We start from the raw sequence: 19,987 nt of genomic DNA, 5'->3' as shown, positions 1-19,987 counted from the left end.
GCTGCAAGGCTCAGCCGATCGCGGGATGGACCGTCATCTCCCTCTGTTCGACGTCGATCCCGAAGCCCGGAACGACGACTTCGGGGACGAAGGGGAGATCCGTGACCCTGTCCTGCCCCGTGCGCGCGTCGAGGATCAGCGGCCCGTTGCTGGTGGATCCGTAGACCACGCCACGTCGGGCGGCCGTGATTTTGGGCGCCTCCCGCCCGGAATCCTTCCCGGGCACCTGCCACAGTCGCTCGTGGGACGTGGTGTCATACGCGACCATGGTTCCGGTCCGGCTGACGAGGTGCTGCGAGCAGACGACGACGCTCTCGTCGTCGTATCGGCAGACGCTGGCGCCACCTCCCGTCTCCAGGCGGATGACCTCGCGACCGGTCCTGATGTCGACGATCCCGTTGGGCCCGTCGCCGCGGCGGCCCACCGGGTACACCTGGAGCAGCCCGCCGCCGAGTGGGCCGTTGATCAGGTTGCCGGCGGGCTTCGTCTCCTCGTGGGCCCACACCTGGGAACCGTCCGAGGCGGCGAGCCCGATCGTCGAACTCGGGACCCTGTGCGCATCCGCTCCGGAAGTCATGCCGGCGACGACGTCGCCGTCGAGGGCTCGGGCCTGGAAGGCGGGCTTCGTCCACCGGACCTTGCCGGTCCTGGCGTCGAGAACGGCGGTGAAGTCGCCGCTGACGCCCGTGTCGTACGAGTCGGTGGACAGCACGACATGGTCGGAGCTGGCCGCCACCACCTTGTCGACCCCGAGGCTGCCGTCCTCGGGGATGCCCCTGTCGTCCACATCCGACTGCCAGCCGGGCGCGCCATCGGCCAGCCCGAAGCTCGCCACCCGCAGCACGGTGCGGGCGGGAACCGTTCCGCTGCCTACGATATCCACCCGATAGGTCACGAAGGCGGTCGGCTTGCCGTCCACCTCCGCGATCATCGGCCCGGTGTTGCCCAGCCTGACCGGCGGACCGGCCAGCGGCGCACTCCAGCGACGCGCACCCGTGGCCAGGTCGTACGCGGCGAGGGCGTTCTTGCCGTCCAGCAGATACGCGGCCCCGTCCCGGAGCTGGAACATCCTGCTGGGCAGCGGTATCCGGACCGGCTTCGCGGCGAAGGCCAGCGGAGAGTCGAGTGCCGACGACTCGGAAGGGCTCGCGGTGGCGGTGGTCTTCGGCGGAGGCGGTGGCGTGTCGTCACTACATCCCGAGACACCTACGGCCAGCGCCAGCACGGCTGCCGAACCGGCGGCAACACGTCGGCGCATGAGCCCTCCCGCGGTCACGGAAACGTATTTGTCGGCCCGACTCTAGCGTTGGCCGGCCCGTTCCCCGGGGCGGCGGGACGCCCCGGGGAACGGGCATGCTCAGAGGCGGGTGATCCGGACGGCGTCGGCGACGACGTACCCCTGGGTGCTGGTCCAGCGGCTGACCCCGACGACCTGGCGCGTCCCCGCGGCAAGGTCGTAGGTGCCGAGCACCCGCCACTGCCCGCCGCCGGTGCGCTGGTCGACGGTGGCGGTCACGTTCCCGTTCGCCGTCGCCACCAGGTGCGGGGTGGCGCTGTTGTAGCCGGGGTCGGCCGGGTACCAGACCTCGACCCGGTACGAGCCCGCGGCGGGCAGCGTCGCGGTGAACCAGGCCGGGTCGCTGACCGCCTGCGGGCTGGCGAACCGGTAGTTGGCCCCGTAGCGCGCCGGGAGGTACGACGACGTGCCCCAGGTGGCGGCGGCCGTGAAGCCGCCGGCCGTGGCGTTGTCCACGATCACACTGAACGTACCGCCGGTGCCGGTGACCACCCGCGCGTTGCTCGCGGCGCTCTCGTGGTGCAGCCGGTCCAGCGCCGTCACCAGGTAGCGGTACGTCGAGCCGACCGCGGCGGTGGCGTCGGTGAACGTCCCGGTGCCGCCCGAGGCGCGGACCGTGCCGAGCAGGTTGCGGGCGTCGGCCAGGTCGCAGGCGTCGACCGCGCCGTCGCCGGGCAGCCGGTACACCGCGTACGCGGCGGTGCTGCCGGTGGCGCCGCGCTGCCAGGTGAGGGTCACGCCGCCGGTGCCGCGTACCGCCGAGGTGAGGTTCGGGGCGGCGGGCGCGGCGCCGCCCACCCCGGCCGGCGCCAGCGCGGGCCGGCGGTAGTGGTCGGTCGCCGTCCGGGAGACGGCGCCGATGCGGTCCGCGCGGACGTCCTTGGCGCTGAAGTGGATGTCGCCGACGATCCTCGGGTAGCTGCGGTTCAGCGTGAGGTGGTCGGTCAGCTCGGCCGGGTCCTGCCAGGCGGCGTCCTGCCCGGACGCGCCCGCGCGGTAGGTGGCCTGCCCCACGAGGAGCTGCACGTCCGTGCCGGCCACGGTCTCGGACCACCAGCGGACCAGCTCCGCGTAGTCGGCCGCAGGGTGGCCGATGTGCCAGTAGATCTGCGGGGCGATGTAGTCGACCCACCCCTGCCGCACCCAGCGCCGGGTGTCGGCGTAGATCGCGTCGTACGACTGGAGGCCCGTGGTGCGCGAACCGAGCGGGTCGGTGCCGGCGTTGCGCCAGATGCCGAACGGGCTGACGCCCAGCTTCACCCACGGCTTGGCCGCCCGGATCTTGTCACGCATCTCCCGGACCAGCAGGTTGACGTTGTTGCGCCGCCAGTCGCCGATGGTGCTGAAACCGGCGCCGTACTGGGCGTAGGTGGCCTGGTCGGGGAACGCCACCCCGCTGACCGGGTACGGGTAGAAGTAGTCGTCCCAGTGCACCGCGTCGATGTCGTAGCGCTTGACGGCGTCCAGCATCGCGTCCTGCACGAAGGCGCGGACGGCGGGAATGCCGGGGTTGTAGTAGATGTGCCCGCCGTAGGTGACGGTCCAGCCCGGGTTCTTGCGGGCCGGGTGGCTGGCCGCCAGCTTGGTCAGGTCGGTGTGGTTCGCCACCCGGTACGGGTTGAACCAGGCGTGGAACTCCAGGTTGCGGGCGTGCGCCTCGGCCACCATGAAGGCCAGCGGGTCGTAGCCGGGGTTGCCGCCCTGGGTGCCGGTGAGCCACTGCGACCACGGCTCGTACGTCGACGGCCAGAACGCGTCGGCGGCTGGGCGGATCTGCACGACGACGGCGTTCATCCGCCGCTGCTTGGCCAGGTCGAGCCAGCCCCGGTACTCCGCCTGCTGGGCGGCGGGGGTGAGCCCCGTGCGGCTGGGCCAGTCGATGTTGGCCACGCTGGCGATCCACATGCCGCGCAGCTGCCGCTTCGGGGTGGCCGGGTCGGTCACGCAGGCCGCCCGGGCGGCGACGGGCACGGTCTCCGGCGTGGCGGGACGGGAGGCGGGGGCGCCCGTGGGGACGGCCGCGCCGAGGGCCAGCGCCGCCACCAGCGCCAGCCCGGACAGGTATCGACCATAATCTCTACGCACGAAAAGATATTCAGCGTTGCCGCGGCGCTTTGCAAGTATCCTTCACGATTTTCACCGACCGGGGTCACGTCGGCACCCGACGGTGAGGCTGCCGGCCCAGCCTGTGGGCGATCGCAGGCCGTTGGCCCCCGACCACCCTGCCGCCGATCGAGCGGCATCGAGCGGCGGAGTGGGCCCCCTACTCACAGCGGAGGAATCGGACGGTATAACCCTGGTCAGGATCACCGTCGTAGCCAAAAAGCCCGATATCGCCGTCAACTGTGCGAACTTTGAGCTCGGCAGACCTTGCATTCGCCGACGAGCCGAGCACCTCGAATTCCAGATCGAGGCTGGGCGATCGGGCAGCATCATCATAGGACCAACGGCCATGTCCGCCCGCAGGCCGCCTGCCACCGAAATCCCGATCCAGCACATACCCTTCGGCGAACTCGTCATCATCGTGAAGAACGGTGAAGAAGTCATGCGACAACTTCGTGAGAACGAATTCACCTTCCTTCTTCACCGTCAACAGGTCTCCGCTTCCGGAACACCAGGTCCCCGGCACGTCATCGGCCTTGATCGGCGGTGGCTCCGTCTGCCCGCAGGCACCGAGAAGGACGCTCGCGATCAAGCAGACCCCTGCCATGAGCAGAGCGTTGACGCCGCGAGAGTCGCGCCGGACCTTCTGCACTGCCGTCAACTGGCGACCACCTCGAACCAGTGGAGGTTTCTGCTGATGCTGGAGATCGACCCCGGTGCCGCCCCGGGCGCCCCGCCCGGCTGGCCGAGGTGGCCCCGCAGCAGGCCACCGTCGAACTGCCCGACCACGGCCCAAGGTGCTACAAAAGCCGCACCCCCAAGGGGACAACGGGGTTCAGGCTGAACATGATCATCATGAATCCCGAACAGCAGCCACAGCGTCAGGCCACCTGCCCAGTTCGTCCTGTTCCTCATCCGCTTCTTAGCAGGAGAAGGACACCCACGACCACGTCGCAGCAGGCTGCGTGAATGCGTTGAGCCGGCCTCACGCCGCTACCGCCCTTTCGTACCCGCCACCGTCACGCAGCGACCACTTGCGGGCCACAAGGGTGGCACCCGTGACGGCGGCAGCGACGAGCGCGGCCTCGATGGCCATGATGAGCGGGTGGGTGCTGTAGCCGACCGCCCTGGCGAACCCCATGGTGACCGGCATGGCGATCGCGCCGCCGATCGGCAGCAGCACGATCATGGCGTTCGCGGTCTGCCGGATCCGTGGCAGATGCCCCAGCCGCGCCCGTACCGCGATGACCGCGCCGCCGACGGCGAGCGCGGCTGCGGTGCCGTAGTAGAGCAGGACCGCCAGCACGGTCGGCATCCGGAACCCGCGCGGCACGTCGATCCACGCGACCAGGATCGGGTACACGAGGACAAGCGCGATCGCACCGACGCAGGCACCGAGCACGGCGCCGGTCAGGGCGGTCTGCGTCAGGCGGGCGTACTCGTGTCGAACGCGCTGCACTCCGGCCTCGTCGGCCAACTGTCGCGCGAACCCCCGAAGGTCGGAGCCCAGGAGTTGCTCCGGCGTGACACCGTCGGCGGCGGCTGAGCGCAACTCCAGCCGGAGATCGGCAGCGAGCACCGCGCGGTCCCGGCGACGAATGCCGCATGCCCGCCATTCCCGTTCAGCAGCCACCATGGCCTCGTCGATGGCGTCCACAATCAACTCCTTGCGTTGTCGGAGGTGGAGTCGGTCAGAGCGGTGTTCACGGTGTGGACGAACCGCGTCCACTGCCGCCGCCACGCGTCCAGACGCTCCTGGCCGGCGTCGGTGACCGCGTAGACCTTGCGGGGCGGCCCTGTCGGGCTGGCTTGCACCTCGTCGACGACGAGGCCGAGACGACGCATCCGGGTCAGCAGCGGGTAGATCGTGCCGTAGCCGACGCCCTCGATGCCGATCGCCTCAAGTCGGCCGACCAGCTCGTAGCCATGCGTCGCCCGCCTGGCGAGCAGGGCCAACAGGCACATGTCGAGGGCGCCACGCAGCAACTGCGTCTGCCTGTCGCCGTCGTCGGAGGCCCCGGAGCCGGCCGCTATCATGCGGCACACACTACCTCGACTATTATGCGTTGCCAAGTAGTTGCAGTCGGCGGGGCCATGAGTGCGATGCGAGCGGTACCTGCCCGCGGGGCAGGCTCGATGCCGTGCGGCCCCGGCGGGGCCCGGTCAGAAACAGGCTCGGAGGGCTGCCGGTCGGCGGTCCGTCAGACCAGGCCGGCGTCGCGCAGCAGCTTCCAGAGCCCTGCGCCGTCGGGCGCGGAGAGCCACTTCTGCCCCACCGGCCCCGCCGACGACTCGCCGGCCGGGGTGGGCAGGCTACCGGCCAGCACCGCCTGCGTGGGCGAGAGCCGGCGGATACCCACGCCGGCCACGTTCTCCGGGTGGGCGGCGGCGAACTCGCGGTAGATCTCCGGGTCGTGCTGCCCGTCGTCGCCGACCAGCAGCCACTTCACGTCCGGGAACTCCTTGGCCAGCCGGGCCAGGGTGACCCGCTTGTGCTCCCGCCCGCTGCGAAACCAGCGGTCGGCGGTCGGTCCCCAGTCGGTCAGCAGCAGCGGGCCGGCCGGGTAGAGGTGCCGGGACAGGAACCGGGTCAGCGTCGGCGCCACGTTCCAGGCGCCCGTGGAGAGGTAGAAGACCGGAGCGCCCGGGTGCGCGGTGACCAGCCGCTCGTAGAGCACCGCCATGCCGGGCACGGCGTTGCGGGCGTGCTCGTCGAGGACGAACGTGTTCCAGGCGGCGAGCAGCGGCCGGGGCAGCGCGGTGACCATGACCGTGTCGTCGATGTCGGAGAGGATGCCGAAGCGCACCTCCGGGTCGAGGATGCGCACCGGCGCCTCGACCGGCTCGGCGTCCGGCAGGCTGATCCGCACCGAGCCCCAGCCGGGCGGCAGGTCCGCCTCGACCACGGCGTCGACGAACCCGCTGCGGTCGGCCCGCGCCTCGTGCCGTTCCCCGCCGGCCTCGATGGTGACCGTGACGTGCTTGGCTGGCAGCGTGGTGAAGCTGCGCCACCCGCGCACCTTCTCCAGCCGGCCGCGCTGGCGGGTGTCCGGCCGACCCAGCAGCACCCGGCACATCACCCGCACCCAGCCGGGCGCGCCGTAGCCGGTGTACGCGATGACGTTCGTCCGCCAGCCGGTGCGCCGCAGCCGGCGCTCGACCAGCGAGTGCACGGCGTCCTCGATCCGCGCGGCCCGGTGCAGGTTCGGTACGGCCAACTGGCCGGCGGCAGTGGGTGGCACGCCAGCAACCCTGCCACAACCCGGCCACCTCGGCCACGCGAGGCGATCTTCCCCGGCCGTCGGGAAGCCCGACGTCATGCCCGCCGTGGTCCGGCGGATCGTCCGCGCTGCGCCGATCCGCCCCGGCCGGCCCCGACGGCGTGAAACACTCCGGTCGGGACGACGACGGGGGCGTTGGTCGTGTCGCAACCAGTGCGCAAGCGTGGGCGGTGGCGCCCGCAGCTAGACCGGCCGGCGCTCGTGGCGCTGATGCTCGGGCTCGCCGGGGTCGGCTACCGGCTGGTCCTGACCCTGCACACGGTGCCCGTCTCCAACAGCGACGAGGCGACGTTCGGGCTGGCCGCGCTGCACATCGCGCAGGGCCGCGAGCTGCCGGTCTTCCTCTACGGGCAGCGCTACATGGGGGTGCTGGAGTCGTACCTGGCCGCGCCGCTGATCGCGGTGGCGGGGCCGGGCTGGCCGCTGCTGCGCCTGCCGCTGCTGCTGCTCTACGCCCTCTTCCTCTGGCTGATCCACCGGCTGACCCGGCGGATCGGCTCGCCCTGGTTCGCCACCGGGATCGTCGGCCTGCTGGCGCTCGGCGGGGAACGGGTCGTCCGGGACCAGCTGACCGTGGTCGGCGGCCGCCCGGAGGTCAAGGTCGCGGTGCTGGCGATGCTGCTGATCGCGGTGGGCCTCGCCCGGGGAACGGTGCGGCACCGCCGGCTGGCCGTCGGGCTCTTCGGCCTGCTCGCCGGGGTGTCCGTCTGGTCGGACTGGCTGATCCTGCCCTACCTGGCGGTGGCCGCGCTGGTGCTGGCGTGGGTGGCCCGCCGGGAGCTGCTCGGTTGGGCCGGGGTGCTGCTGCTGGCCGGGTTCGCCGTTGGGATCGCGCCGATGATCCGGGACAACCTGCTCGCCCCGCCCGGCGAGGACTCGCTGTCGGTGTTCCGCGAGATCAGCACCAAGGCCGGGCCGACGCCGCCGTGGTCGCGGCGCCTCGACGGCGGACTGTTGGAGGGGGTGCCGCTCGCCGCCGGCCTCTGCCCGATCGACGGCTGCGCTCGTTGGCAGGGCTGGTTCGGGCTGCTCTACCCCGTGCTGCTGGTGGTCGCCGCCGCGCTCGCCGTCCTCGCGTACCGCCGGGCCGCGGGCGCCCCGCGCGGCGAGCGGGTCGGCCCGGTGGTGCACCTCTCGCTGGTCGTCGGCGCGGCGTTGACCCTGCTGTCGTACGTGCGCAGCCCTCTCGCGGCCACCAGCCCGCTGGACAACGCCCGCTACCTGTCGGTGCTCCAGCTCTCCCTGCCGGCGGTGCTGTGGCCGCTCTGGGTGGCGGCGGTCGCCTGCTGGCGGGGCACGGTCGGCGCGCTCGGCCGCCTGGCCGGCGCGCTGGCCACCGCCGTGCTCGCCGCGCTGGCCGCGACCACGCTGGTGGTCACCGTGCTGTTCGCGGCCACCGGCACCGGGGCGTCCCGGATCGAGGAGCGGCAGGCCCGCGAGCTGGCCGACACGCTCCGCACGGGCGGCCCCCGCGAGGTGTACGGGGACTACTGGACCTGCAACCGGCTGATCTTCAACACGGCCGAGGCGGTGGTGTGCGCGGTGCTCGACGGCGACCTCACCCCCGGGCAGAACCGCTATCCCGCGTACTGGCGGCAGGTGGGGCGGGCCGACCGGCCCGGGTACGTGCTGGCGGCCGACTCGGCGGCGGAACGGCGGCTGCGCCGGCTGCTGGGCGACCAGGCCGACGCCGCGCTGGTCGCCGACGTGGGCGGGTATCGCGTGTACCACCCCCAGACGCCGGTGCGGCCGTGGCGGTAGGGCCGGCCCGTACGCTGGCCGGACCGGCGCGCGGACGCCGCGCCAAGCCGAGGAGTCACCGATGCTCATCCTGCTGCCGCCCTCCGAGGGGAAGGCCGACGCCGGCACCGGCCGGCGGCTCGACCTCGCCGGGCTCTCCCTGCCGGAGCTGACCGGCGCCCGGGAGGAGGTGCTGACGGCGCTGGTCGCGCTCAGCGCCGACGGCGACGAGGGGGCGGCCCTGGCGGCGCTGGGGATCAGCGAGGGCCAGCGCGGCGAGTTGCGCCGCAACGCCCGGCTGCGGGCGGCGGCCACCGCGCCCGCCGGCCGCGTCTACACCGGGGTGCTCTACGAGGCGCTCGATCTCGCCTCGCTGCCGGCGACCGCGCAGCGGGCCGCCCGCCGGTCGGTGCTGATCAGCTCGGGGCTCTGGGGCGCGGTACGCCTCACCGACCGGATCCCGCCCTACCGGTGCCCGATCGGGGCGCGGCTGCCGGGGCTCGGCGCGCTGTCGGCGTACTGGCGGCGGGCGCTCGCGCCGGCGATGGCCGCGGCGGCCGGCGACGGGCCGGTGCTCGACCTGCGCTCCGGCGCGTACGCGGCCACCTGGGCGCCGCGCGGCGAGGTGGCCGACCGCACCGTGACCGTCCGGGTGCTGCACGAACGCGAGGTCGACGGCGTGCCCGTCCGGTCGGTGGTGAGCCACTTCAACAAGGCGACCAAGGGCCGGCTGGTCCGCGACCTGCTGACGGCGGGCATCCGGCCGCGTACCGTCGGCGGGCTGCTGACCGCGCTGCGCGACCTGAAGTATCCGGTGCTGGAGCAGCCCGCCCCGCCCGGTCGGCCACGCCAGGTCGACGTGATCGTCACGGAGCTGTAGGACAGCCGCAAGATTTCCTCAAGGCTGGGGCCGATCGGTTTCCCCGGCGGCGTCGAGCGACCACGGTAGAGGGACCCCGACGCCGACAAGGAGTGCCCAAGTTGGCTCCCGAACAGATCCTGCTCGATCGGCCGCGCCTGCCCGCGACGCCGCCGCCGTTGGACTGGTCCACCCTGGCGGACGCGTTCGAGGCCGCCTGCCTGCTGCGCTGCACGCCCCCGCCGGCCGTCGTCGGCACCCGCCGGCCGGCGGCGGAGCACCGCCCCCCGTCGGTGGAGTTCAACCGGGAGGAGGCGGCGCACCGCATGCGTCAGCTCCTCCACCGGCTGGACGTCCCCATCGAGCACGAGGTGACCGTGGGCGGCCTGCGCCGCCGCTTCGAGCTGCACCGGCTCTCCGTGCCGCACCAGCACCGGCCGGCGTACGCGAGGACGCTGGAGGCCGGCTGGCGGCAGGGCCGGCGCGAGCTGCTGGGCGGGCCGGTCCCGGGCGCGTCGACCGTACGGCGGGCGTGGCGGCCCCGGCTGGCCGCCGCCGCCTGGCGGGCCGCCCTGCTCGCCGGTGGGCGGCACGTCCGCCGGCACATCCTCGGCGTCCGGATCACCGACCGGGAACTGGCCGCCATCCTGGTACGCGGGGCCGCCCTGCTGGACGTTCCGGCGCTGCTGCGCCCCGGCACCGGCTGTTACCTGGTCTGTGTCGCCGACGGCCCGGACCGCCAGCGGATCCTGCACAGCACCGCGCTGGATCCCGCCCACCTGCGCGAGCGGTCGTGATTGCCGGGTGAGCACGTTCGGCAGCGCTGCGGACCGGTCGCGTACCGCAGCGAGCTGACCATCGTCACCGACACCCGCCGGGTTCCTAGCCCGGTCGGTGGGCGGCGGGTTGCGGCGACGGCCCGCACGGCGCAGAGTGCAGCGCGTGAGTCGCACCGGGTTCCGCCGTGTCCGCCCGCGCCGTGTCCACCCGCCGGCGCTGCTGGCGCTGCTGCTGGTGGTGGCGTTGCCCGGCGTCGCCGGCTGCCAGGACGCTCCCGAGCCACCGGTACGGATCCGGATCGCGACCGGCAGCCCGACGGCGGTCTACCACGCCTTCGGGCAGTCCCTGGCCGCCGTGCTCAACCGGGAACTGCCGGACGTCCGGGCCAGCGTGGTGGTGACCGCCGCCTCGGCGGAGAACGTCCGGCTGGTCGGCTCCGGCGAGGCCGAGCTGGGTTTCACCCAGGCCGACGTGCTGCCGGCGGCGCCGGCGACGCACCCGTCCGTGGTCGCGGTCGCCCGGGTCTACGACGACCTGCTGCACCTGGTCACCACCGCCGGCGGTCCCGTCCGCACCCTGAACGACCTGCGCGGGCGGCGGGTGTCCGTGGGCGCGCCCGGCTCCGGCACCGAGATCACCGCCGTCCGGCTGCTGGAGGTGGCCCGCCTCGGTGGTGACCGGGTACGCCAGGAGCACCTCGGCCTCGACGACTCGGTCGCGGCGCTGCGGGCCGGCACGATCGACGCGTTCTTCTTCTCCGGCGGGCTGCCGGTCAGGGCGCTGGAGCAGCTCACGGACGACAGCGCGACCCGGATCGTCGACCTCGGCGAGTGGACCGGGCCGCTCCGCGAGAGCAACCCGGAGGTCTACGTCTCCCGCGACATCCCCCGCTCGGTGTACGGCACCGACCCGGTGACCACGGTGGCCAACCCGAACTTCCTGATCGTCCGGGCCGACCTGCCGACGCCCCTGATCCGGGAGGTGACCCGGCTGCTGATGGAACGCCGCCAGGAGTTGGCCGCCGCTCATCCGGCCGCCGGCCGGATGAGCCCCCGCTCGGCCATCGCCACCGCCCCCCTGCCGCTGCACCCCGGCGCCGCCGACTGGTACCGCGCCGCCAAGCCCTGACCCGCCGCCGCTACACCCCGACGCCGCTGTCGAGCTGCCCGGTGGCGCGGGGCGACGCGGGAGCGCCGTCGCGGCTCGACGCGGCGGGAGCGGCGTCGGCGGGGGCGGGGAACCAGAGGCCGGCGACCAGGCCGCGCGGCTCGCCCCCGCGCATGGTGAGCCGCCCGTCCGAGGCGTCGACCAGCACGGCGACGATGGTGAGGCCCAGCCCGGCCCCGTCGATGTTCTGCACCTCCGGGGCCCGCCAGAACCGCTCGGTCGCCTGCCCGAGCTGGCTCGCCGTCATGCCCGGCCCGGTGTCGCGGACCTCCAGCGCGGTGCCATCGCCGTCGTGCCGGACGGTCACCGTCACCTCGCCACCGGCGTCGCTGAACTTGACCCCGTTGTCGATCAGCGCGTCCAGGGCCTGGTCGATGGCGGTCGGCACGGTCCGCGCGTACGCCGGGGCGTCCCCGGCCACCAGCCGGAGGATGATGCGGTGGTGCCGGGCGAGCGGCTCCCAGGCGGCCACCCGGGACGCGGCGACGGCCGCCGCGTCGACGGTGACCCGCTGGTTCTCCCGCCGCTCCGCGCGGGCCAGGGTCAGCAGCGCGTCCAGCACGAGGGCCAGCCGGTCGGTCTCCTCCAGTGCCAGTTGGTGCTCGGCACGCCCGTCCGCGTCGGTGAGGCTCGGTCCCAGCTCCTCCACGCGCAGCCGCAGCGCGGTCAACGGGTTGCGCAGTTGGTGGCTGGCGTGCGCGACGAAGGCCCGCTGCCGGTCCATCACGTCGGAGACGACGTCGGCCATGTGGTTGAAGCTGGTCGCCAGGCGACGCAGTTCCGGCGGGCCGAGCCGGTGTTGCACCCGCGCGCCACGGTCCCCCTCGGCGATCTCATGAGTGACCGCGTCCAGCTCGGTGACCGGGCGCAACACCCAGCCGGCCAGCCCGAACGCGGTCAGCACGCAGGCCAGCACGGCGAGCAGCCCCGTTCCGGCCAGCGCCAGCCACCAGACGGTCACGGCCCGCCGGACCGGATCGGCGGGGGTGGTGATGACCACCGCCCCGAGCACCTCGCCGCCGTCGTTGATCGGCACCGCCACGACGATCGGCCCGTCGACCCACGGCCAGACCGAGTCCGGCCCGCTGGCCTGCTGGCCGGAGAGCGCCATGTCCAACGCCTCGCGGGAACCCGGGGCCATCCGCCAGCTCCCGGAGGCCGCCACCGTCCGACGCTCCCGGTCGACCACCGCCGCACCGATGTCGTACAGGGCGTCGTAGCTGCGCAGCTCGTTGGCGAGCGGGCCGGGGGTGCCGCCGCGCAGCGCCGGACCAGCCAGCGAGGCGAACCGGGTGGCGTCGGCGAGCCGGTCGGCGCGTACCCGGTCGGTCTCCCGGTTCGCCAGGGTGATCGCCAGCGGGGTCTCCAACGCGATCAGCACCAGCACCATCAACAGCAGATAGCTGATCACCAGCCGACGTCGCACGGCGTCCCCTCACTCGCCGCGCAGGCGGTAGCCGACCCCGCGTACGGTCTCCACCAGGCCGGGGTCGCCCAGCTTGCCACGCAGCGAGCCGACGTGCACCTCGACCGTGTGCCCGTCGCCCCAGGTCGAGCCCCAGGCGTCGAGCAGGATCCGTTCCCGGGCCACCGCCACGCCGGGCTGCCGGGCCAGGGAGAGCAGGACGTCGAACTCCTTGCGGGTCAGCGCCACCGGCCGGCCCCCGACGGTGACCGTCCGGGCGGCCACGTCGACGCGTACGGGCCCCACCTCGATCAGGTTGCGCTCCGGCACGGCGTGCGCCGCGCGGCGCAGCACCGCCTCGATGCGCGCCTGGAGTTCGGTCATGGAGAACGGCTTGACCACGTAGTCGTCCGCGCCGAGCCGCAGGCCGAGCACCCGGTCCCGTTCCTCGCCCCGGGCGGTCACCGCGATGATGCCGAGCTGGCTGCTGCGCCGCCGCAGCTCCCGGCACAGGTCGGTGCCGTCGCCGTCGGGCAGGGTCAGGTCCAGCAGCACCAGGTCGCAGGGGGCGGCACAGAGGGCCGCGGCGACGGTCGCGGCGTGCTCCACCTCGTACCCCCGGCGGGTGAGGGCGGAGGAGAGCGCGGCGGCCACCCGGCGGTCGTCCTCGACCAGCAGGATGCGCACCCGGGGCCCCCATTCGTCGGCTTGTCGACCCGAATGGTGGCAGAAACCCGCTCGCGGCGGGAGGGCCGGTCCCACGCCGACCGCTCCCCGGTCGGAGGTGCGGCCCGCCCCCGGCGGGGCAGGCCGGCCGGATCAGAGACCGAAGACCTCGTCGGCCGTGGCGTCGCGGACCCCGTCGACGAAGCCCCGGAAGCCGGGGTCGTGGTGGCTGGCGGGCACGCTGGTGACGATCTCGCCGGTGGCCTGGGTGACCGCGTCGACCAGGGGTGGATAGTCGATCTCGGCGTCCGGGAGGGTGTCGTCGTCCGCCTGGCCGAGGTTGATCACGTGCTGCACGTCCTCGGTCGGGGTGTCCGGGTCGCCGGCCCACTCGCCGCCCGCCCGGTGGCACTCGTCGTACAGCGCCCGCTGGCTGTCGGTCCAGTCCTCGTCGTAGCTCTCCATCGCCATCCCTCCGCGGCCCGCTGCCCCGAGCATGCCGGGCGGCGGCGGGCACCGGGGCGGTACCGGGAAACCGGGACGGCCGCCGGCGGGACCGGCCGCGCGTAGGCTGCCGGGGTGATCTACAAGCTCCTCACCACCACCGAGTGGGACGACGCGCTGGCCGCCGGCCACCTCGACGGTACGGCGCTGGACCGGCAGTCCGGCTTCATCCACCTCTCCGGCGCCGACCAGGTGGTCGGTACGGCCCGGCGGTACTTCGCGGGCGCCACCGGGCTGACCCTGCTGACGGTGGACCCGGACCGGCTGGGCGACGCGCTGCGCTGGGAGCCGTCGCGCGACGGGGCGCTCTTCCCGCACCTGTACGGCCCGCTGCCGGTGCCCGCCGTGATGGCCGCCGACGCGCTGCCGGCGGACCTGCCGGTCGCCGACGCGGTGGCGGCGCTGCTCGCCTGACGGGTCGCTATGCTACGCCGAGTCCGCTCCCCCGGCCTCGCCCGCGCGCCCCGGGGCGGGTGTGGCAGAACCGATCCGCGCGATCGACGCCCGCCCGGCGTACGCCGACGCGGATCACCGACGGCGCGACGCCGCGCCCCGAGCCATGCGAGTTGAAGGATGACTGACAGCAGTTCCCTGCCCCCCTCCGTCTTCGTCCACCCGACGGCCGACGTCGAGGAGGGTGCCCGCGTCGGCGACGGCACGAAGGTCTGGCACCTTGCCCACATCCGGTCCTCGGCGCAGGTCGGCGCCGGCTGCGTCATCGGCCGCAACGTGTACGTCGACGCCGGCGTGACGGTCGGCGACCTGGTCAAGATCCAGAACAACGTCTCGGTGTACCAGGGCGTCACCATCGAGGACGAGGTCTTCGTCGGCCCGTGCGCGGTCTTCACCAACGACTTCCGGCCCCGGGCGCAGAATCCGGACTGGACGATCACGCCGACCCTGGTCCGCCGGGGCGCCTCGATCGGCGCCAACGCCACTCTCGTCTGCGGCATCGAGGTCGGCGAGTACGCGATGATCGCGGCCGGCTCCGTGGTGACCCGGGACGTGGCGCCGTACCAGCTGGTCGCCGGCAACCCGGCGCGCCCGAAGGGCTGGGTCGACGAGCGCGGCGAGGTCGTCTCGCGGGACGTGGAGAACCCGCCGCAGCGGGGCTGAACGGACGACGCGGGGGCGGTGACCGGCACCACCGGACACCGCCCCCGCGTCGACGCGTCAGCCGCAGAGCCGGTCGACCTCCGCCCGGAACCGGTCCATCGCGTTCGGCTCGTCCGGGCCCAGCAGGTACGTCTTCAGCTCCCGACGCGCCTCGGTCATCGGGTCGTCACCGGCCCGGGTCACCGCGACGATCTTCGGCAGCTCCCCGCAGTCCGCACCGAGCAGGTACGCGGCCCGCGCGGTGGGGTACCGGCGGCGGAACTCGTCCTCGGGCACCCCGGCCGGGTTCGCCACGACGTACGGCCGCTGGCTCTGCATGAAGTCCGAGACGACGCTGGAGATGTCGCTGACCAGCAGGTCGGTCTGGTTGAAGCAGTCGAACAGCCCCGGCGCCCGGCCGCTGACCACGAGGTGCGCGTCGCCGGCCAGCGAGGTCGCGTCGCTCTGCCCGCCGGCGGCCCGGATCCGACGGATGATCCGGTCGTTGGCCGACCGGGCCTTCGCCGACCGGCTGCCGGTGAGCGGGTGCGGCTTGTAGATCACCCGCACCCCGGGGGTCGCCAGCAGGCCGGCGACGATCCGCTCGCCCATCAGCACCACGGAGGTGTGGTAGACCTCCTCCTCCAGCCAGCCCTCCCAGGTCGGGGCGTAGAGCACGGTGAACGGTCGCTCCGTGGCCGTCGAGCCGAAGGTGTGCACGCCGGCCAGCTGCGGCCGGCCGATCTCGACGATGTCGCGGTCGAGCACGCCGACGCCGCTGAGGGCGTAGCGTTCCCGCCCCGCCGGACCGGCCACCCAGACCTCGTCGTACACCTTGCTGTAGGGGTTGACGCTGGCCTGCTTGTCGCTGTCGCCGTGGCCGACGAAGACGTGCTTCACGCCCGGCTCGCGCAGCAGGTGGATGTTGGCGCCGACGTTCGCCACGTAGAGGGCGGCCCGGAGGCTGCCCAGTTCGAGGTTCATGAAGTCGGTGCCGGCGGGTACGCAGACCACCGGCAGGCGGGTGTCGGCGAGCGCCCGGAACGCCTCCTCCTGGCGCATCAGCACCACCGCCCGCCGGCCGGTCGCCTCGACCGGGGCGAGCCACATGTTGGCCTGGTAGACGTCCTTGACGGGGCCGGCGAAGTAGAGCGCCAGGTCCGGCTGCTCGCGGGCGAGCCAGCTCTGCACCGCCGGCAGCGCCGAGGTGGCCCGGCCGCGCCCGCGCAGCCAGGTCAGCGCGAGCACGGCGGCGACCAGCGCCCCCGCCACCAGGGTGACCGCCGCGGTGAGCACCACCGGCGCCACGTCGTCGGCCAGCACCGCGACCACGGCCGCCGGCACCAGCAGCAGGTTGAGCAGGGGCAGCCGGTCGCCCTCGAGGGCGACGGCCCAGGCCGGCGGTCGGGGCGCCCCGGAGGACCGCCCGACCTCGATGTTGCGGACGAAGGCGACGGCGGCGGCGCCCCGCTCGCCGAGGCGCGCCAGCACCCCCGTGCCGAGGGCGAGCGCCAGCAGCGCCGCAGGCAGCAGCAGCACCAGGACCAGCGCCGTCGGGCCGGGGCGGACCGTCGTCACGATCAGCAGGACGACCGCCAGGTCCCGGGCCAGGTGCCGGTACAGGCTCCCGATCCCGGCCTTGTCCAGCAGTACCCCGCCCGCCGGGCGGCGCAGCAGGGTGAGTTCACCGGCGGCCACGGCCAGGCCGGCGACCGCGAAGGGGATCATCCAGCCGAGGGCCCCGGCCAGCACCATGACGGCGTACGACAGCAGTAGCGCGCCGATGAGGCCGGCGTCCGGCTGCCTGCGCAGTTTGCTGAACAAAGACACACTCCCCTATCGATCACCGGCGAATCCGGGCAGGTGCGACCTTAACGTGGCATGTCCTTCGAGTATTGCCGGGGTGTCGCGCAGCCCACCAGCGGGCCACGGCGGCACCCCGCTCGACGCGACGGGGCCCCGGCCGTTGTCGACCGGGGCCCCGTGACGCGACGGCGGATCAGCCGCCGATGACCACCCGCCGCACGCCGGCCCAGCGGGCCGCGTCGGTGACCCGGCGGCCGTCGACCAGGACGGTCACGCCGGGCAGGTCGGCCGGGCTGAGGGTGCGGTACTCCGCGTGGTCCGCCTGCACGACGGCCGCGCCGAGCGGCTCACCGTCGTACGGCGGCAGGCCGTGCGCGGTGAGTTCCTCGGCGGTGTACATCGGGTCCGAGACGTACGGCCGGGCACCGCGCCGCCGCAGCGCGTCCACGGTCGGGAAGACACCGGAGAAGGCCGTCTCCTTGACGCCGCCCCGGTAGGCGGCGCCCAGCACCAGCACCCCGACGTCGGTCAGGTCGCCGTAGGCGGCGGCGAGCAGGTCCACCGCGTACTCCGGCATGGCCGCGTTGGCCTCGCGGGCCGAGCGGACGACGGTGGCCGCCGGGTCGTTCCACAGGTACATCCGGGGGTAGATCGGGATGCAGTGCCCGCCGACCGCGATGCCCGGCTGGTGGATGTGGCTGTACGGCTGGGTGTTGCACGCCGCGATGACCTTGGTGACGTCCACGCCGACGGTGTCGGCGAACCGGGCGAACTGGTTGGCCAGCCCGATGTTGACGTCCCGGTAGGTCGTCTCGGCCAGCTTGGCCAGCTCGGACGCCTCGGCGGAGCCGAGGTCCCAGACGCCGTTGGGCTGCGCCAGGTCGGGCCGCTCGTCGAAGTCCAGCACCGCCTCGTAGAAGCGCACGCCGTGCTCCGCCGACGCCTCGTCGACGCCGCCGACCAGCTTCGGGTAGCGGCGCAGGTCGGCGAAGACCCGGCCGGTGAGCACCCGCTCGGGGCTGAAGACCAGGTGGAAGTCCTTGCCCGCGGTCAGCCCCGAGCCCTCCTCGAGCATCGGCGCCCAGCGGTTGCGGGTGGTGCCGACCGGCAGGGTGGTCTCGTAGCTGACCAGGGTGCCCGGCTTGAGGCCGGCGGCGATGGCGCGGGTCGCGTCGTCCATCCAGCCGAAGTCCGGCACGCCCTCGGCGTCCACGAAGAGCGGCACGACCACCACGACCGCCTCGGACTCGGCGACCGCGGCGGCGGTGTCGGTGGTGGCGGTCAGCAGCCCGGCGGCGACGGTCTCCTTGAGCTTGACGTCCAGGTCGGTCTCGCCCGGGAAGGGCACCGCCCCGTCGTTGACCAGCCCGACGACCCGCTCGGAGACGTCGGCACCGATCACCCGGTGGCCCTTCGTGGCGAACTGCACGGCGAGCGGCAGACCGATCTTCCCCAGCGCGACGACGCAGATGTTCATGGAACTACTTTCCTCCTAGTGGAAGCCTGCGCCGCAGGCGGGCCACCACCCGGCGCAGCGTCACCGGCGAGACGGCGATCACCAGGTGGCCCTTGTGGTTCGTGGTCGTGGTGAACACGTACAGCTGTCCGCCGTGTCGGTGGAGCACCCGCTGCCGGACCGGCGGACGTGGCCCGCGCAGCGGGGTGGAACCGCTCTCCCCGGCCGCCACGGCGGTGACCCGGACGGTCCGGGTCCGCCCTCCGGGCGGGAGGCCGGCGAGCAGGTCGACGGCCCGGAACGTGACCCGGACGGTGGTCCCCAGCGGGTCCTCCGTCAGGCCGGTGACCGTGCCGGCGGCCGAACCCACCTTGAAGGTGAGCCCGCCGTCGGCGAGCTCGGCGAGCTCCGGCCAGGGGCTGCGCGCGGCGACCGTCAGCGTCCTCTCCCCGCCCCGGTCGGGGGACCAGGTCGCGGAGACCGCCTCCAGCCGGGCGAGCCACTTGGGGTCGGACCGGCTGACCTCGAACCACTCCTCGGACAGGGCGGAACGGGGGTCGCCGAAGCCAGGGTACAGGGCGTACCAGCGCTCGTCCTGCACCACCGTGGGCGGCAGCCCCTCCTCGACGTCCTGCCTGATCACCGCCCGCAGGTCGGCGAGCGACCCGAGCCAGGCGGCGCCGATGCGCACCCGGGCGGTGACGCCCAGCCGGTCACGGATGGGATCCGTGAGGTGCTTGCGGGCCAGGTTGGCCACGCCCGCGCGGACCTGTTCCTGGACGTCGGGCTCCAGCGTCAGGAAGTCGTCCTGGAGCAGCTTGGCGATCTCCCAGGTGAAGTGCCGGTACAGCACCGCGTCGCGCCGCTCGCCGGGCTCGATCAGCTCCGCCACCACCTCGACGACGCGCTCGACGCCGCGCAGCCGGGCGAGGTGGTTGCTGCGGTAGGTGATGTTGCCGGCGTTGAGCCGCTTGACCGCGTAGTAGTAGTCGTAGTCGGCGAGCACCGAGATGCGCCCGGCCCGCAGGCACGCCTCCAGAGTGAACGGCTGGTCGCTGCCGACCGGCATGTCCTCCGGGTAGCGCAGCGCGTACTTCTCGATCAGGTCGCGCCGGAACAGCTTGGTGTTGGACAGGGCGAACGGCAGCGCGGAGGCGAAGAGGTCCACCTCGGCCCGGGTGCTCTCGAAGATCGCCTGGTGGACGTAGCGTTCGTTGACCCCGACCATCCGGCCGAGCAGCACGTCGGAGCCCCACTCGTCGGCCGCGGCGACCATCCGGGCCAGCGCCTCCGGCCCGAGGTGGTCGTCGGCGCCGATGAACAGGACGTAGCGGCCGGTGGCGTGCTCCAGCGCACGGTTGCTGGGGGCGGCGGGGCCGCCCGAGTTCGCCTGGTGCAGCACCTTCACGGTGCCCGGGTACGCCGCCGCGAAGCGGTCCAGCTCGGCGCCGCTGCCGTCGGTGGAGCCGTCGTCGACCGCGACGACCTCCAGCCGGTCCAGCCCGATGGTCTGCTCCACCAGGGAGGTCAGGCACCGGGTCAGGTCCGGCATCGTGTTGTAGACGGCCGTCACCACCGTCACGTCGGGCGTGGTCACGCGCCGACCCGCAGGGCTGGCGGCTCGGCGCCCGGGGTGGTGTCGTCACCGCCGGCACCGCGGCCGGCGGGCAGCAGTCGGGAGTAGACACCGTCGAGCACCCGCGCCTGCGCCTCCCACGTCCACGACTCCAACAAACCCGGACGCTCGTACGCCTCCCGATAACGCCCCGGATCCCCCAACACCGCACGCACCACCCGCACGAAGTCCCCCACATCCTCCGCCCGGAAC

19 protein-coding genes and 1 pseudogene are annotated in these 19,987 nt (G+C 73.6%); 6 read left to right on the top strand and 14 right to left on the bottom strand.

Features of this window, described 5'->3' with window-relative positions:
• Positions 1-10 precede the first annotated feature (10 nt).
• From F6X68_RS12220 to F6X68_RS12195, 7 genes are all read right to left on the bottom strand, one after another.
• On the bottom strand, positions 11-1,258 hold the full coding sequence (locus F6X68_RS12220) for a PQQ-binding-like beta-propeller repeat protein (RefSeq protein WP_151454382.1): 1,248 nt from the start codon (positions 1,256-1,258) through the stop codon (positions 11-13).
• A 99-nt stretch (positions 1,259-1,357) separates the two neighbouring features.
• On the bottom strand, positions 1,358-3,382 hold the full coding sequence (locus tag F6X68_RS12215; protein ID WP_225852161.1) for a family 10 glycosylhydrolase: 2,025 nt from the start codon (positions 3,380-3,382) through the stop codon (positions 1,358-1,360).
• Positions 3,383-3,560: 178 nt separating this feature from the next.
• Positions 3,561-4,061, bottom strand: coding sequence for a hypothetical protein (locus F6X68_RS12210; protein WP_151454381.1), 501 nt, complete (start codon positions 4,059-4,061; stop codon positions 3,561-3,563).
• Positions 4,058-4,189, bottom strand: a complete 132-nt coding sequence (locus tag F6X68_RS34645) for a hypothetical protein (RefSeq protein ID WP_255474748.1) — start codon at positions 4,187-4,189, stop codon at positions 4,058-4,060. Before F6X68_RS34645 ends, F6X68_RS12210 begins: the two co-directional genes overlap by 4 nt.
• A gap of 196 nt (positions 4,190-4,385) precedes the next feature.
• Positions 4,386-5,057, bottom strand: coding sequence for a hypothetical protein (locus F6X68_RS12205; protein ID WP_151454380.1), 672 nt, complete (start codon positions 5,055-5,057; stop codon positions 4,386-4,388).
• A 2-nt stretch (positions 5,058-5,059) separates the two neighbouring features.
• Complete coding sequence (locus F6X68_RS12200) at positions 5,060-5,437, bottom strand: PadR family transcriptional regulator (RefSeq protein ID WP_151454379.1); 378 nt, start codon at positions 5,435-5,437, stop codon at positions 5,060-5,062.
• 164 nt (positions 5,438-5,601) lie between these two features.
• Entirely contained in the window at positions 5,602-6,642 is a 1,041-nt protein-coding gene (locus tag F6X68_RS12195) for an App1 family protein (protein WP_132235800.1), read from the bottom strand.
• Between the two features lie 180 nt (positions 6,643-6,822).
• Here F6X68_RS12195 and F6X68_RS12190 point away from each other — a divergent pair, with 180 nt between their 5' ends.
• The 4 genes from F6X68_RS12190 (at position 6,823) to F6X68_RS12175 (ending at position 11,188) form a co-directional block, all read left to right on the top strand.
• Positions 6,823-8,442, top strand: a complete 1,620-nt coding sequence (locus F6X68_RS12190) for a hypothetical protein (protein WP_151454378.1) — start codon at positions 6,823-6,825, stop codon at positions 8,440-8,442.
• A gap of 61 nt (positions 8,443-8,503) precedes the next feature.
• A complete protein-coding gene (gene yaaA / locus F6X68_RS12185; RefSeq protein WP_151454377.1) occupies positions 8,504-9,301 on the top strand; it encodes a peroxide stress protein YaaA in 798 nt (265 codons plus the stop codon).
• 101 nt (positions 9,302-9,402) lie between these two features.
• On the top strand, positions 9,403-10,077 hold the full coding sequence (locus tag F6X68_RS12180) for a hypothetical protein (RefSeq protein WP_151454376.1): 675 nt from the start codon (positions 9,403-9,405) through the stop codon (positions 10,075-10,077).
• A 136-nt stretch (positions 10,078-10,213) separates the two neighbouring features.
• The gene (locus tag F6X68_RS12175; protein WP_370518940.1) at positions 10,214-11,188 is read left to right on the top strand and encodes a TAXI family TRAP transporter solute-binding subunit; all 975 of its coding nucleotides are present in this window, start codon (positions 10,214-10,216) and stop codon (positions 11,186-11,188) included.
• Positions 11,189-11,198: 10 nt separating this feature from the next.
• On the opposite strand, the gene F6X68_RS12170 is transcribed toward F6X68_RS12175, so the two are convergent.
• From F6X68_RS12170 to F6X68_RS12160, 3 genes are all read right to left on the bottom strand, one after another.
• Positions 11,199-12,653 (bottom strand): ATP-binding protein, encoded by a 1,455-nt coding sequence (locus F6X68_RS12170; protein WP_151454374.1) that lies wholly within the window; start codon positions 12,651-12,653, stop codon positions 11,199-11,201.
• A 9-nt stretch (positions 12,654-12,662) separates the two neighbouring features.
• Positions 12,663-13,319: a response regulator transcription factor gene (locus F6X68_RS12165; protein WP_132235788.1), complete on the bottom strand. Its 657-nt coding sequence runs from the start codon at positions 13,317-13,319 to the stop codon at positions 12,663-12,665.
• A gap of 132 nt (positions 13,320-13,451) precedes the next feature.
• Positions 13,452-13,763: a hypothetical protein gene (locus F6X68_RS12160; RefSeq protein ID WP_151454373.1), complete on the bottom strand. Its 312-nt coding sequence runs from the start codon at positions 13,761-13,763 to the stop codon at positions 13,452-13,454.
• A 114-nt stretch (positions 13,764-13,877) separates the two neighbouring features.
• On the opposite strand from F6X68_RS12160, the gene F6X68_RS12155 reads away from it, so the two are divergent.
• Both F6X68_RS12155 and F6X68_RS12150 read left to right on the top strand, forming a co-directional pair.
• A complete protein-coding gene (locus F6X68_RS12155; protein ID WP_151454372.1) occupies positions 13,878-14,216 on the top strand; it encodes a DUF952 domain-containing protein in 339 nt (112 codons plus the stop codon).
• A gap of 159 nt (positions 14,217-14,375) precedes the next feature.
• On the top strand, positions 14,376-14,918 hold the full coding sequence (locus tag F6X68_RS12150) for an acyltransferase (RefSeq protein ID WP_151454371.1): 543 nt from the start codon (positions 14,376-14,378) through the stop codon (positions 14,916-14,918).
• A 57-nt stretch (positions 14,919-14,975) separates the two neighbouring features.
• Here the strand turns inward: F6X68_RS12150 and F6X68_RS12145 are convergent, their stop codons facing one another.
• The 4 genes and pseudogenes from F6X68_RS12145 to F6X68_RS12130 all read right to left on the bottom strand — a co-directional run.
• Entirely contained in the window at positions 14,976-16,721 is a 1,746-nt protein-coding gene (locus F6X68_RS12145) for a CDP-glycerol glycerophosphotransferase family protein (protein ID WP_151454370.1), read from the bottom strand.
• Between the two features lie 175 nt (positions 16,722-16,896).
• Complete coding sequence (locus F6X68_RS12140) at positions 16,897-18,180, bottom strand: nucleotide sugar dehydrogenase (protein ID WP_151454369.1); 1,284 nt, start codon at positions 18,178-18,180, stop codon at positions 16,897-16,899.
• 4 nt (positions 18,181-18,184) lie between these two features.
• Positions 18,185-19,756, bottom strand: a complete 1,572-nt coding sequence (locus F6X68_RS12135; protein WP_151454368.1) for a glycosyltransferase family 2 protein — start codon at positions 19,754-19,756, stop codon at positions 18,185-18,187.
• A pseudogene (locus tag F6X68_RS12130) lies at positions 19,753-19,987 on the bottom strand (glycosyl transferase family 1); the annotation flags it as partial. The pseudogene F6X68_RS12130 and the gene F6X68_RS12135, both read right to left, overlap by 4 nt.

The organism is Micromonospora sp. AMSO12t (assembly GCF_008806585.1).
GTDB lineage: Bacteria > Actinomycetota > Actinomycetes > Mycobacteriales > Micromonosporaceae > Micromonospora > Micromonospora reichwaldensis.
This window is presented reverse-complemented; position numbering and strand designations above follow the sequence as displayed.

Excerpts from the sequence above, each read along its gene's own strand:
- F6X68_RS12220 (WP_151454382.1), bottom strand. The coding sequence starts at position 1,258 with ATGCGCCGACGTGTTGCCGCCGGTTCGGCAGCCGTGCTGGCGCTGGCC.
- F6X68_RS12200 (WP_151454379.1), bottom strand. The coding sequence starts at position 5,437 with ATGATAGCGGCCGGCTCCGGGGCCTCCGACGACGGCGACAGGCAGACG.
- yaaA (WP_151454377.1), top strand. The coding sequence starts at position 8,504 with ATGCTCATCCTGCTGCCGCCCTCCGAGGGGAAGGCCGACGCCGGCACC.
- F6X68_RS12160 (WP_151454373.1), bottom strand. The coding sequence starts at position 13,763 with ATGGAGAGCTACGACGAGGACTGGACCGACAGCCAGCGGGCGCTGTAC.
- F6X68_RS12150 (WP_151454371.1), top strand. The coding sequence starts at position 14,376 with ATGACTGACAGCAGTTCCCTGCCCCCCTCCGTCTTCGTCCACCCGACG.
- F6X68_RS12140 (WP_151454369.1), bottom strand. The coding sequence starts at position 18,180 with ATGAACATCTGCGTCGTCGCGCTGGGGAAGATCGGTCTGCCGCTCGCC.